A 12374-nucleotide genomic window follows, 5' to 3' on the forward strand; every position below is an offset into this window, starting at 1 on the left:
GAACGCACAACTCAAGTCATGGCGGATCCTACGGAAGCTGCGCTGCAGCCCGAGCAAGGCCGGCCACATCGTCAAGGCCATCGCCGTCCTGCAAAACCACCGCGTCGCTCAGACCGCCCGAGGATGAAATGGATTCAATGAGGACCTTCCAATTGCACCTGATTCCTGGTCTCATGCAGACAAAGGAGTACGCCTGTGCCGTCATCGAGTGTGGCTTCTTCCAGGGGTTCTCGCCCGACGTTGACGGACTGGCAGAGATACGAATGCGCCGCCAGCTGGTCCTGGACTCCGAAGATCCGCCCCATCTTTGGGCCGTGGTGAGTGAGGCTGCACTTCGGCAGCAGTTTGGCGGACGAGAAGTGATGCGTCGTCAACTTGAACGTCTGGTCCAACGCTCCCGTCTGCCGAACGTCACGTTGCAGATCCTTCCGTTTACGGCAGGTGGTCATGCAGGGCTGAATGGCTCCTTTACCACCTTGACGACGACTGATCTCTCCGTGGTGTTGGTCGAGAACCTGACTACGGGCTGGTATCTGGAGGCATCTGAGGAGATCCGCCGCCACGACATTGTCTTCGACCACCTCAGAGCCGCCGCGTTATCAGCATCAGACTCCCGATCGTTCATCGAACGACTAGTGTCGGAGTCATGACCAGTGAGCAGTTTGTCTTCTCTCCATGGCGCAAGAGCAGCCACAGCGGCAGTGTGGGGCAGGAGTGCGTCGAGGTCGCTGCGATGTGGCGCAAGAGCAGCCACAGCAGCGGCGGCGAAGGTCAGTGCGTTGAGGTGGCAGCGCTGACGGGCCAAGGCGTGGCGCTGCGCGACTCCAAGGACGCGGATGGACCGATGCTCCCCATCGCCCCGTCCGCGTGGACGTCCCTCCTCACCGGCATCAAGGACGGCTCCTTCGACCTCGCCCCGTGAATCAGCGGCTCGTGACGTCCGCCGAGTAGGGAGGCGGCGCGGGTGGCGCGGTGGTTCGGTGTTGAGAGCGGCGAGGATCTCGTGGACGGACGGCCGCCGCGCGGACTCCTTCTCCCGGCAGTGGACGATCAGGTCGCGTAGGTGCAGGCCGGAGAGGCCGGCCAGGTCGGGCGGTGCGCCGACGATCTTGTGGGTGAAAGCCGGGATGGTCGGCGCGTCGAACGGCCGCGGCCAAGCGCGGTGTAGGCGAGGACACAGCCGGTGCGAACATCTCGGTCGCGCGGGCGATGCCGAAGCCGACTATCCGGGGGCCGTCCGGGGCCATGATGACGTTGCCCGGCTTGAGGTCCCGGTGCACCAGGGCGCACGCGTGGACCGCGGCCAGACCCTCGGCAAGCCCCCGGCCCAGATCGCCGACCGCGGACGGCGCGAGCGGCCCTTGGCGCTGCACGACTTACCGCACGTACGGGCAGCGGACGAACTCGGTCACCGTCCAAGGCGACGCGGAAACGGGATCGGCGCGCACGACTTGTGGGGGTGTCGAACCCGCCGATCTTGCGAGCCGCCTCGATCTCGCGGGCGAACCGGCGGTGGAATGCCGGTTCGGCGGCGTACTCGGCGCGGACGACCGTCACCGCGACCTTGCGCCCGCTCGGCGAGGCCCCGAGGAACACCTTGCCCACGCCGGCGGCGCCCAGCCGTCCTTCCAGCGGGCAGGGGCCGACCTGCCTGGGACCATCGTCGTGCAGTGGATCCACGGATGGGACAAGGATGTTCCTTGGACGTCGCCCGCGCCGCAGTGTGACGCATGGCATGCCGAAGCTGGCGCGCCGCGACCGGATGCCCGCGCCGCCTCCAAAGCCTGCATCGGCATCGGCACCCCTCTCGGCATCGAGTTGCTGAACGAGGCTGAACGTCAGTGGTGGACCTGGTTCTGGATGTTCTGGTGGTCAACCACCGGGCCCGTGCCCTCTACGAACGGCTCGGCCCGCACGAGGCGGCACGTCACGGGGACGGCAAACGTCAAGATCAGGACGCGCTCCCGCCCCCTAACGCGGCGGCGCAGATTTTTCGCAACGAGGTCGCGGCCCCGAGCGGCCATGCCCAGTTTGCCGGACTACCCGGCGAAAGCCGTCAAGCCGGGGCCTACGCCGGTGAACCCGGCGACGTGGAGCTCGGTGATCGTTCCGACCCTTCATGAAGCTCGGCCCGCACGGTCGGGGACGGAGGGGCGGTCGCCCGCAGCACAGCAGGCCACTGGGCTCGGGATGCGGTGTGTAGCGAGGCCTGGCGCTGGGGCACGGAGAGAGGCCCTGCTCTCCGGCTTGCGGTTGGTGGCATGCGGAAGCTGTGACCTCGCGAGTCCGAGGGGGCCCCACGAGGACTGTCCGTGTGGACGGCTCCGGGAGCGGCGGCTGTCAGGTGTGCATTGCAAATACGCGCTCGGGGGAGACAGCCAGTGGAGCCACTGCCGTTACTCGAGCGCGTCCGCCGCCGCGGTCTTTGGCCAATCGCGGCCCTTGCTCGGCGAGTCCCGCATGTACTGAGGGCGGTGCATGTCGGCGATTTAGGCGGCTTGGAGCCAGGGTGGTGGACGGACGGTCGCGGCGGTGCCGGGTGGTGCTAGGACGCGGTAGGTGTGACGTCCGTTGGTGTCGGTGGTGATGTGAATTCTGCTGGGGTTGGTGTGTTTGTAGCGGTTGTGCCAGCCGCAGCACAGGGCGAGCTGGTCGATGTCGGTGGGGGAGCCGAGGGCCCAGCCGTGGACGTGGTCGACCTCGCACAGGGTGCCAGGGACTTCGCAGCCGTGGACAGCGCAGGTGGAGTAGAGGGTTTCGAGGACTTGGCGTTGCGGGGCGGTGGCGAACCGGGCCCGGTGGCCGAGGTAGAGGGGGTGGTTGCCGGTGCCGAGCAAGAGGGGCGAGACTCCGGCGGTCAGGGCGATCCGGCGGGCTTGGGCGGCGGGGATCGGGGTGCCGTCGGTTAGTCGGGCTGGGACCTCGCCGCCGGTGAGGGTGTCCAGGTCGCAGATGACGGTGACCTTGGTGGTCCGGTGTCCGCCGGACAGGACGCTGGTCAGCGCGGCGGCGGTGCGTTCGGACAGGTCGCGTGGGTCATCGGTTCCGGTGGGTTTGGCCAGCGGGCCCAGCGTGCCGTCCCAGATGGCGGCGTCCTCGGCGTTCAGCCATCCTTTGATGTAGCGGTCGCCGTCCAGGGAACGGGTGGAGTCGATCCAGGACCGTTCATATCCGCGGCGCGAGTCGGCGTCAGGCTGCTCGGTGCCGTCGCGTTCCGCGATCACCTCGCGGATGCGTCTGCCGAAGGTGGCGACTTTTCCTGCTGAGAAGCCTTGGTCGGCCAAGCTGAGCAGGGCTTCTTCGGCGACTTGGCACTCGGTGTCGCCCAGGCGGGTGACTGCTGCGGCGATGGTGGCGACGTAATCGTAGGAGAGTTCGCCGGCCGTCCAGCGTGCGGTGGTCTGCGGGACCCGGTTTCGGTGGCACGCCAGAGTCAGGCGCTCTTTTGCCCGGGATTCGCGCATGCCGAGGCGGGAGCGCAGCCAGGAGCGGGTGGAGGGGTATCCCCACCGCTGCACCTCACGGGTCCGATCGACTACGCCGATGAGGTCGGACAGGGCGGCCTCGTGCAGGTCGGTGGTGGCGCTGAGAGTTTCGGCGAGTTCCCTGCACACAATCGCCGATTCGGGTGCCTTGCGGCGGGCGAGTTCAGCGGCGATCGCCGATGCCGCGTTCACCAATTCCATGGTGGACGCCTCACCGAGGTCGACCGTTACCGCTTCCATACCCCCAATTTTATCCGACCGTACACAGCTTCGCCCTCCCACACCCGAATTCATGCCATGATTCTTTAGCCCCTTCTTCGAAGTCGATCAATGCCACAAAGAGGCCGATTCGGGCAATTCCTATATATCGATATTCGGCACCTCTTGAGGGTGCTCGCGTCGATCCCTCTTGGACGGGGTGGGGGCGGCGCGTCGGGCAGAGGGCAGGCGGAGCCTGCCCGACGAAAGCTGCACTCAGGGGCCGCAGAGGCTCCGAAGTCAAGGGTGGCCGGAGGCCATCGCGAAGCGACGCGAAGCGCCCTTGACTTTGGAGGGGCGGCCCCGTACGCAGCGCCGCCCCCACCACGATTCCACGAACATGCAATGGCGCGATTTGGAACACTCCTCGCCCGAAAACCGAGCCCGGCACGGCCGCTTGATCCAGCCTCTGGCGGCACTGCCCGGCCCGCCGCAGGACCGACTGCCGCCCCTGTGCGCGGCATCATCGATGCCCTCACCCAGTGGGCCGCCGCGTGCTCCGCCGGCAAGCAGGCACAGGTGTTCCCTCGGCACCGTCCCGGCCACAGCGTGACGCATGGCATGCGCAACCGACCGCACTCCCCGGTGACGTCGCAGAAAGCACCGCCCCCGAGTCCCGTATCGGCTGCCTTGGCGTTGCTTCGGTGCCTTTTGGAGACCTGAGTCTTCGGCCGAGGAGTCCCAGAGGAGTTCCAGACGAACCCCAGAGGAGTCACCTGCCGAAGAGTGGGAGGCTTCGCTCGGCGGGTTCTGCCGTCCTGGTGTGGGCCGTCCCGGTGGTAGTTCGCTCCGCGAACTGTGCGCTATTCGCGTGGGTAATCAGGGTGACGGGCGGATCGGGATTGTGTTGGCGCTGGTGCGGGGCACCTTCCTAGTGAATGCCGTCTATGCCGAGTCGGTGCGCAAGTACGGCATCACGTCCCAGCAGAGGCAGTTGCTGGGCATGCTGATGGCGCGGCCGCGAGGGATAAACGAACTGGCGGGATGCTGGACCTGGCCAAGTTGAGTCTCACCAGTCTGGTGGATCGCACGAAGCGGAACGGCCTGGTTCGGCGCGAGGCGGATCCGCAGGATGCTCGCGCGGTACGGGTCGCGCTGACCGCGAAGGGCAGCGGGCTCGCGGACGAGTTCTACGCCGAGACCTACCGTCGGATAGCGGAACTGGCCATGGGCTCGGCCCCGCCGAACGGGACATGCTTGGCGGCGTCGTCCTGGACAACAAGGTGCCGGTGCTCTTTGAGGAACCGGGTGAAGTGGGCGAGTCCGAGCACTGAGTGTGACGCCATGGCTCGTACGGTTGCCGTCATCGGCGGAGGCTACGGAGGTTCAGCGGTCGCCATGGCGCTGGACGCGGAGGCCGACGTCATCCTGATCGATCCCCGGGACGCGTTCGTCAACACGGCGGCGGCGCTGCGGGCGCTGACCCGGTCCGACTGGGCGGAGAACATGTTCTTCCCCTACGACACCTTGCTTACGAGGGGCGTGGTGATTCGCGACAGGGCCATCTCGGTGGATCCCGGCGGTGTTGCGCTGGCCTCCGGGCGGCGTATCGAGGCTGACGATCTCGTCCCCGCGTCCGGTACCAGCTATGCATATCCGGCGAAGCCCAACGCCGACTCCATCGGGGATGCGTTGGACGATCTTCGCCGCATACATAAGAAGGTGGCCAGCGCCGACCAGGTGCTGATTGCCGGTGCCGGGCCTGGTCGGTCTGAAGCTGGCCGGCGAGATCAAGGACGTCTGGCCGGATAAGTAGGTGACCATTGTCAATTCGTCCGGTGAACTGCTTCCAGGCTTCGAGGCGGAGTTGCGCGGGGATCTGCACTGGCGGATTGACGAGATGGACGTCCGGCTTCGGCTCGGCACCGGCCTCGTGATGTCGCCAGCGACTGAAGCGGGGCATGGCGGGACGTTCACGGCCACCGCCGATGGCGGCGAGGAGATCACCGCTGACATCTGGTTCCAGGCCCATCGGGTGCGGATCAACATTGGCTACCTTGCGGCGGACGGCTCACGACCTGGACGTCTCAGGGGAGGTTCCCGTCATCGGCGCCTTGAACGTCTACGGGCGCGACCATGTCTACACGGTCGGCGATATCACCGACGTCCCCGAGGCCAAGCGGGGCTCGTGCGCGATGCGGCACGGCAAGGTCGTGGCGGAGAACATCACCGCCCAGCTGCGTGGCGAGCGGCCGGCGGTCGTGTAGCGGGTCACGTCCGTGCCCATGACCTTTCTGCCGCTGGGGCTGCACGGAGGCGTGGGCCAGCTGCCCGCGCCCGGCGGCCAGACCATCGTGATGGTCATCGAGAACAAGGGCACCGAGTCGTTCGGCACCGCCTGATCGTCGGAGGAAAGAACGACCGGCGGCGAGTCGCTAGACGGTCGGACGTGGCCAGGTCGGACACTGCCAGGTTGTGCCGTCCCACTCGGTGAGGAAAGGGTGCGCGTGTGGGAGGGGAGTTCCCCAGACCTCGGCGCCTAGGCCGCACAGGCGGCTCAGGGTGATGGTGAGGCTTGCCACGTGGCCTACGAGGGCGACGGTCTCGTCGGGGTGGGCGGCGGTGATCCGCTGGAGCGCCGTTGTCATGCGGGTGACGACCTGGTGTCCTGTTTCGCCGTCTGCGACCCGTTGCGCCAGGTCCTGGTGGACGATCCAGGCGTGCAGGACTTCCGCCGTACGGGCGCGGACGGCAGGGTCGTTCGTTCCCTCTTGCTCACCGATGCCCATCTCGGCGAGGGCCGGGAGTGCACTGACGGGGATTCCCGGCGCGGCCAGGAGTTGGGCGGTTTGCCGGGCTCGCAGGGCTGTGCTGGAGTAGATGTGAGCGATCGACTCGGTTGCGAGAGTCCGGGCTGCGGCTAAACCTGGATCCACCGGGTGACTGATCTTCCAGGTGTCGGAAACGGCAAAAGGGATGCCCCGTGGCCTGCGATGATGGGCTTGTCGAAGGCTTCATCACGCAGGATCAGCGAGGCATCCCGTAAGTGCAATCCTCTCATGCCGCTGCGGCGGTCTCTTCGGTGTTCGACGAGGACAACCTGATCGCCGATGCGGGCCTGGTGCCCGTGGTCCGGCTTGCAGAGCGGGCCGGTCTGCCTGAACTGGTCGACACGGCGGTACGGATCAGCGGTTCGGGCAACGGCGGCGGTGCGAACCCGGCGGCGAAGGTGATGTCGCTGGTGGCGGCGATGTGCGCCGGAGCCGACAGCATCGATGACACCGGCCGGTTGCGGCACGGGGCGATGCCGACCGCGTTCGACGGTGTCCGGGCGCCTTCGACGCTGGGCACGTTCCTGCGCTCGTTCACCCACGGCCACGTGCTGCAACTGCACGCGGTGCACCACCGGCTGCTGGGCGAGCTGGCCCGGCGGGCGCCGCTGCTGCCCGGCGCCGACCAGGTCGCCTTCATCGACGTCGACTCCACCCACAAGCGGGTGTTCGGCCGCGCCAAGCAGGGCGCACAGATCGGGCGGTTCAAAGGGGTACGGACCCTGCATCCGCTGCTGGCCACGATCTGCACCCCGATCGCCCGCCCGATCGTGGCCGGGGTGAGGCTGCGCCGGGGCAAGGCCGCCGATGCCCGCGGCGCGCAGCGTTTCGTCGCCGAGGTGCTGTCCACCGCACCGCAGGCCGGGGCCACCGGCCTGCGTGTGCTGCGCGCCGATTCGCAGTTCTACAACGCCGATGTGGTGGCCGCCTGCCAACGAGCCGACACCTGCTTCTCCATCACCACTGGCATGAACCCGTCCATCAAGCGGGCCATCGCCGCCATCGACGAGAATGCGTGGCGGCAGATCCGCTACCCCACCGGCGTGCTCGATCCCGACACCGGCGAGCTGATCTATGACGCCCAGGTCGCCGAGATCCCCGCCTACGCCGCCTTCACCGGCCGGCCCAAAGCCGAGCAGGTCACCGCCCGGCTGATCGTGCGGCGCGTCCGTGACCTGGCCAAACCCGCCACCGCGGGCGAGCAGGGCGAACTGTTCCCCGCCTGGCGCTACCACCCGTTCTTCACCAACAGCCCGTTCGAGACCTTGCAGGCCGAGCGCCACCACCGCCACCACGCCGTGATCGAGCAGGTCATCGCCGACGGCAAGGCCGGACCGCTGGCCCACCTGCCGTCCGGCGACTTCAACGCCAACGCCGCCTGGTTGATCTTGTGGGCGATGTCGTTCAACCTGCTGCGCGCCGCCGGCGCGCTCACCTCGGCCTTCCACGCCCGCGCGACCACCGCCACCATCCGCGCCCACCTGGTCAACGTCCCGGCCCGGCTGGCGCGCTCGGCCCGCCGCCTGATCCTGTACCTGCCCCGCAACTGGCCCTGGGCCGACGCCTGGCAGCAGTTGTTCGACACCCTCCACACCCCTCCCGACAGCCGCTGACCTGCCGTCATCCACCGCCCGAACGGGGCCCGACCGGAACCCAACACGTGGAAAAGCTGGGCAGACCAGCCGATCACCCCTGCCCACAGGCGGCCGACAACTCGACCGTCCTCCCGAAAAGACCGAGAGATCGACCTCGATTCACCATCGGTGGATCGAGGCTAAAGCTTGTTGGCGGCCGTGTGCTGTTAGGGGCATGGTGGGAACGGCTCCTGCGATGCCGGACGTGACGTTCTCGGATTCGGCGTGGCGCAGGCACCATAAGCGCACTCGGCCGGTCATGAATTGCGGGACGCGGTCGCCACCATCGTGGTGTAGCGCATGGTGAAGTCGCCGCCCGCCGCGTCGATCGCGGCGCCGATCCCGGACAGAACCTCCTGTTGCTCGTCCGGTGGGATCTGGGAGTGGAGGCCGAACGTGGGGACCTGTTCCAGCCATTCGTCGCGGGTGTAATGGCGCTCCCAGTCGAAGCGCCACTCTTCGGGTGCGCCGAACGCCTTCGTTTGCCGCATGCCGTCGGACGCTTTGTCGCACAGCATCGAGTACGCGTCCGCGGCCGGCAATGGGCGGTGGAAAATGGGGGAGTCGGGCAGGACGCGGCGATAGACCGCGGCGAAGGCTTCCCCGAGGCCGGACGGAAGCAGGAACGCGTTCCAGAACACGGCCAGGCGGCCGCCGGGGCGCAGGGCCTGTGCCGCCTTGGCCGCGCCCGCGACCGGGTCCACCCAGTGCCAGGCCTGCCCGGCGATGACCGTGTCGAAGGTCCGGCCGGCCGGGTCCCAGTCCTCGATCTTCGCGACCTCGGTCTCGATGCCGGTGCGCCGCGCCAGGCCGGCCATGCGCGCGTCCGGCTCGACGCCGAGCACGCGGCAGCCGGCTGCCCGGAACTGGCGGGCCGCGATGCCCGTCCCGCAGCCGACGTCGAGGACGTCCGGCCCGGGGGTGGCGAGCCGCTCGACGAGGGCGTTCGGATAGCTTGGCCTGGTCCGGTCGTAGCGGTCGGCGTCCGCGCCGAACGACTCCGCCACGTGCCGCTGGTGATGCGGCTCGTTCGAGAGAGTGGGCATGTGCCCACCATAGTGGGCAAGCGCCCACTCGGCTAGGGGAGGATGCGCGGTGCCGACAGGGGTGGCCCTCCGGGATGTGCGCGAGCAGCTGTTCGACGCCGCCGAGCGGATCCTGCTCAGGGACGGTCCGAGCGCGCTGACCAGCCGGGCGGTCACCGACGAGGCGGGTGTCGCCAAGGGCGTCCTGCACCGGCACTTCACCGACTTCGACGCGTTCCTCGCCGAGTTCGTCATCGACCGGGTCGGCAGGATGGACCCGAAGGCCGCCGCACTGCGCGAGTCCGCCGGGACGGGCACGGTCGAGGGCAATCTCACCGGCGCGCTGGTGGCGCTGTTCGAGTCGGTCGCCGTCGCGATCGTCCCGCTTGTCACGTTCCGGGTGCAGTTGCAGGTCCGGCTGCGGCGGACGTGGCCCGCCGGCGTCCCCGTCCTGACGGAGGCCGTGATCGTGATCGAGTCTTACCTCGGCGCGGAGTGCGAGCGAGGACGTATCGCGCCCGACGCCGACGTCGAGACGCTCGCTCCTACTCTGATCGGCGCCGCGCACCTGCTGTTCGCCGACCGTGCGGGCCCCCGGCCGGAGCGTGATGCCGTTCGCAAAATGGTCGCCACTGTCATCGCCGGAGTCGTCCGATAATCCGTGGCGAAACAGCGCCTGGGCGGGTCAGGATTTGAGAGCCAGGCCGCCGTACATGGACACCTGGGAGTCGTCGATCGCGCGGGCCTCGTCGTCCGGCCGCCAGTGGTGGACGGGGGTCACGCCCGGCTCGACCAGCTCCAGGCCGTCGAAGAAGCTTGTGACCTGGGCTTTCGTCCGCCCCTTGGAATTGATTCCGCGCGAGTTGTACTTCTTGACCGCGTCCCCGACCTCTTCGGGGGCGCTGTCGATGGTGATCGTGGACAGGGCGAGATAACTGCCGGACGGAAGCGCGTCCATGAGCCGCCGGATAACGCCGTGCGCCAATTCCTCGTCGTGGATGAAATGCAGGATGGCGATGAGGGACAGCGCCACGGGCCGGCCCAGGTCGAGCGTTTCCCGGACTTCCGGCGACGCCAGAATGGCCTCCGGCTCGCTCAGGTCGGCGTGAATGTAGCGGGACGTTCCCTCCGGGGTGCTGGTGAGCAGCGCCCGAGCGTGCGCGAGGACGATCGGGTCGTTGTCGACGTACACCACGCGGCAAGACGGATCGACCTCTTGGACGACCTCGTGGAGGTTGGGTGAAGTCGGCAGGCCGGTTCCTATGTCGAGGAACTGAGTGATGCCGCATTCGGCGGCCAGGTGGCGGGCCACCCGCACCATGAAGTTGCGGTTGGCGCGCACCGATGTGCGCATATAGGGGGCGATCCTGACGACCTCTTCGGCGGCGGTGCGGTCGGCGGCGTAGTTGTCCTTGCCTCCCAGCAGGTGGTCGTAGACCCGGGCCGAGTGGGCCACATCGGTCCGCAAGTCGGCCGAGGACGGTTGACGCTCCGCTGCGTCCGGCACGAAAGCCCCCATACGTCGGTGGAGTGGCGCAGGTCACATAATAGTAAGTTTTGTTGCCATATGGGCCACTTCGCCGACGTTGCAGGCGGCTATGTCCGCAGCCGGGCGTAGACGTCCCCGGAGCGGCCGCGCGGCCGGATGCGCTCCAGCTGCCGCCGCAGCTCGGACGCGTCCAGCCACCGCGGGCTGGCGAACCGCATCGTCTCGATGGGGGAGTACTTGTACTCGTACGCGCCGAGTTCCTCCACGATGCGCAGCACGTCCAGGGACGCGTCATGCGCCGACGGAATGTACTCGAACGACAGCGCGGGGACCGGCTGCGACAGGCCCGCGAGGACGTCCGCCTCGAACCCCTCGACGTCGATCTTGCAGAAGGTCGGCACGCCGTGGGCCGCGATGAGATCGTCCAGCGTGGTCACCTCGACCTCGACCGACCGGTCCCAGCGGACGCGCGCGAAGCTGCTGTCCGTCGTCACCGACTTGATCCAGCCGGGCGACATCGACGACACCGTCGGCGTCGCACTGGAAAGCGCCAGCTGCGCCTTCCCCGGCTTGGCCCCGGCGGCGCCCGGCACGATCGCGACGTTCCGGTCGCGTCCGAAGAAGAGCCGCAGGACGCGCAGGCAGTCGGGCTGCGGCTCGACCGCGACCACACGCGCCCCCAGGTGCCGCCACACGCGCACTCGCCCGCCCACATGAGCACCGATGTCGAAGGCCACGTCACCGGCCCCGAGAAATTCCCCGTAAAGGCGCATCGCCCGCCGGTGCTTACCCGGAATCCCGTAGTACATGACCAGCGAACGAGCGATCCCATAGGCGCGCAGCAGCATCCACCGACCCTACCCCGCCGGCCCCCGCGCGAAGGGGCGTGCAACAGATCCGGCGGGACGGGCGTCCTGGGTGTGAAAGGAAGGACGGGCCTTTGGACGACGACGATGGCGTGACGTACGAGGAATACGTGGCCACCCGCGCGCAGGCTCTGCTGCGATACGGCTTCGTCCTCACCGGCAATGCCGATGACGCGGCCGACCTGCTGCAGGAGGGTCTGATCAGGTTGCGCGGCGCCTGGGGACGGGTCGTCAACAAGCACGATCCCGAGGGATACGTCCGGAAGATCATGGCGCGGCAGCACATCAGCATGTGGCGGCGGCGCAGGCGCGAGCACCTGGTGGACAGCGTGCCGGAGCGGCACTACGACGACCGCGGGCTGGAGCGGGCCGAACATGATCCCAGGCTGTGGGAGGCGCTGACCGCGCTTCCCCGGCGGCAGCGGGCGGTCCTCGTCCTGCGTTACTACGAGGACCTGTCCGACGAGGAGATCGCCGCGACGCTCGGCATCTCGCGCGGGACGGTCCGCAGCCAGGCCGCCCGCGCCCTCGGCAAGCTTCGCGCGGACTGGCGACCGGCCACCGCGTCCACGGCGGGAGGGCACCATGAACGATGAACTGGACCGGACGCTGCGGGGCACGCTCGCGTCCGCCGCGCGGGAGGCGCCGACCGTCCCGCCTGGGCTGCTGGCGCAGGTCGAGGCCGGGCACCGCAGGAGGCGGAACCGCCGGACGGGGGCCGCCGCGCTCGCCGTCGCGGTCGTCCTGGGCGGGACGGGGGCGGTCTCTTATCCCCATCTGACGCTGCCGACGCAGAGGCACTTGTAGATCTTTCTGGACGCTCTATCAGCACAAAAAAACGTCACA

At 68.3% G+C, this 12374-nt stretch carries 16 protein-coding genes; 10 read left to right on the forward strand and 6 right to left on the reverse strand.

Annotated elements, in window-relative coordinates; translation table 11 throughout:
• Positions 1–137: 137 nt before the first annotated feature.
• Together HUX53_RS09820 and HUX53_RS09825 are read left to right on the forward strand one after the other, a co-directional pair.
• On the forward strand, positions 138–650 hold the full coding sequence (locus tag HUX53_RS09820) for a DUF5753 domain-containing protein (RefSeq protein ID WP_255205094.1): 513 nt from the start codon (positions 138–140) through the stop codon (positions 648–650).
• The gene (locus HUX53_RS09825; protein WP_176402848.1) at positions 647–922 is read left to right on the forward strand and encodes a DUF397 domain-containing protein; all 276 of its coding nucleotides are present in this window, start codon (positions 647–649) and stop codon (positions 920–922) included. Before HUX53_RS09820 ends, HUX53_RS09825 begins: the two co-directional genes overlap by 4 nt.
• A 1-nt stretch (position 923) precedes the next feature.
• On the opposite strand, the gene HUX53_RS42980 is transcribed toward HUX53_RS09825, so the two are convergent.
• Positions 924–1373, reverse strand: a complete 450-nt coding sequence (locus HUX53_RS42980) for a hypothetical protein (RefSeq protein ID WP_369009188.1) — start codon at positions 1371–1373, stop codon at positions 924–926.
• A gap of 471 nt (positions 1374–1844) precedes the next feature.
• Between HUX53_RS42980 and HUX53_RS09830 the strand changes: the two genes are divergently transcribed.
• Positions 1845–2123: a hypothetical protein gene (locus tag HUX53_RS09830; protein WP_176402849.1), complete on the forward strand. Its 279-nt coding sequence runs from the start codon at positions 1845–1847 to the stop codon at positions 2121–2123.
• Between the two features lie 366 nt (positions 2124–2489).
• On the opposite strand, the gene HUX53_RS09835 is transcribed toward HUX53_RS09830, so the two are convergent.
• Entirely contained in the window at positions 2490–3725 is a 1236-nt protein-coding gene (locus tag HUX53_RS09835) for an HNH endonuclease signature motif containing protein (protein ID WP_176402850.1), read from the reverse strand.
• A gap of 829 nt (positions 3726–4554) precedes the next feature.
• Between HUX53_RS09835 and HUX53_RS40890 the strand changes: the two genes are divergently transcribed.
• The 3 genes from HUX53_RS40890 to HUX53_RS39965 all read left to right on the forward strand — a co-directional run bounded on the left by HUX53_RS40890 (position 4555) and on the right by HUX53_RS39965 (position 5950).
• Complete coding sequence (locus tag HUX53_RS40890; protein ID WP_255205095.1) at positions 4555–4749, forward strand: hypothetical protein; 195 nt, start codon at positions 4555–4557, stop codon at positions 4747–4749.
• Positions 4728–5495, forward strand: a complete 768-nt coding sequence (locus HUX53_RS40895) for an FAD-dependent oxidoreductase (protein ID WP_255205096.1) — start codon at positions 4728–4730, stop codon at positions 5493–5495. Before HUX53_RS40890 ends, HUX53_RS40895 begins: the two co-directional genes overlap by 22 nt.
• A 245-nt stretch (positions 5496–5740) precedes the next feature.
• Positions 5741–5950 carry a hypothetical protein gene (locus HUX53_RS39965; RefSeq protein ID WP_217919285.1) on the forward strand — a complete coding sequence of 70 codons (210 nt, stop codon included), beginning with the start codon at positions 5741–5743 and terminating at the stop codon, positions 5948–5950.
• A 168-nt stretch (positions 5951–6118) separates the two neighbouring features.
• On the opposite strand, the gene HUX53_RS09850 is transcribed toward HUX53_RS39965, so the two are convergent.
• The gene (locus HUX53_RS09850; protein ID WP_217919286.1) at positions 6119–6619 is read right to left on the reverse strand and encodes a histidine phosphatase family protein; all 501 of its coding nucleotides are present in this window, start codon (positions 6617–6619) and stop codon (positions 6119–6121) included.
• A 110-nt stretch (positions 6620–6729) separates the two neighbouring features.
• Between HUX53_RS09850 and HUX53_RS09855 the strand changes: the two genes are divergently transcribed.
• Positions 6730–8127 carry an IS1380 family transposase gene (locus tag HUX53_RS09855; RefSeq protein WP_176402851.1) on the forward strand — a complete coding sequence of 466 codons (1398 nt, stop codon included), beginning with the start codon at positions 6730–6732 and terminating at the stop codon, positions 8125–8127.
• Between the two features lie 278 nt (positions 8128–8405).
• Here HUX53_RS09855 and HUX53_RS09860 read toward each other — a convergent pair whose 3' ends face one another.
• The gene (locus HUX53_RS09860) at positions 8406–9194 is read right to left on the reverse strand and encodes a bifunctional 2-polyprenyl-6-hydroxyphenol methylase/3-demethylubiquinol 3-O-methyltransferase UbiG (protein ID WP_176402852.1); all 789 of its coding nucleotides are present in this window, start codon (positions 9192–9194) and stop codon (positions 8406–8408) included.
• 49 nt (positions 9195–9243) lie between these two features.
• On the opposite strand from HUX53_RS09860, the gene HUX53_RS09865 reads away from it, so the two are divergent.
• Entirely contained in the window at positions 9244–9831 is a 588-nt protein-coding gene (locus HUX53_RS09865; protein WP_176402853.1) for a TetR/AcrR family transcriptional regulator, read from the forward strand.
• 27 nt (positions 9832–9858) lie between these two features.
• On the opposite strand, the gene HUX53_RS09870 is transcribed toward HUX53_RS09865, so the two are convergent.
• Both HUX53_RS09870 and HUX53_RS09875 read right to left on the reverse strand, forming a co-directional pair.
• Complete coding sequence (locus HUX53_RS09870) at positions 9859–10641, reverse strand: SAM-dependent methyltransferase (RefSeq protein WP_255205097.1); 783 nt, start codon at positions 10639–10641, stop codon at positions 9859–9861.
• Between the two features lie 128 nt (positions 10642–10769).
• The gene (locus HUX53_RS09875) at positions 10770–11510 is read right to left on the reverse strand and encodes an FkbM family methyltransferase (protein WP_176402855.1); all 741 of its coding nucleotides are present in this window, start codon (positions 11508–11510) and stop codon (positions 10770–10772) included.
• Positions 11511–11602: 92 nt separating this feature from the next.
• Between HUX53_RS09875 and HUX53_RS09880 the strand changes: the two genes are divergently transcribed.
• Together HUX53_RS09880 and HUX53_RS09885 are read left to right on the forward strand one after the other, a co-directional pair.
• A complete protein-coding gene (locus tag HUX53_RS09880) occupies positions 11603–12124 on the forward strand; it encodes a SigE family RNA polymerase sigma factor (protein WP_176402856.1) in 522 nt (173 codons plus the stop codon).
• On the forward strand, positions 12114–12335 hold the full coding sequence (locus HUX53_RS09885) for a hypothetical protein (RefSeq protein ID WP_176402857.1): 222 nt from the start codon (positions 12114–12116) through the stop codon (positions 12333–12335). Before HUX53_RS09880 ends, HUX53_RS09885 begins: the two co-directional genes overlap by 11 nt.
• Positions 12336–12374 lie beyond the last annotated feature (39 nt).

Source organism: Actinomadura sp. BRA 177, from assembly GCF_013372625.1.
In the GTDB taxonomy this organism is placed as follows: domain Bacteria; phylum Actinomycetota; class Actinomycetes; order Streptosporangiales; family Streptosporangiaceae; genus Spirillospora.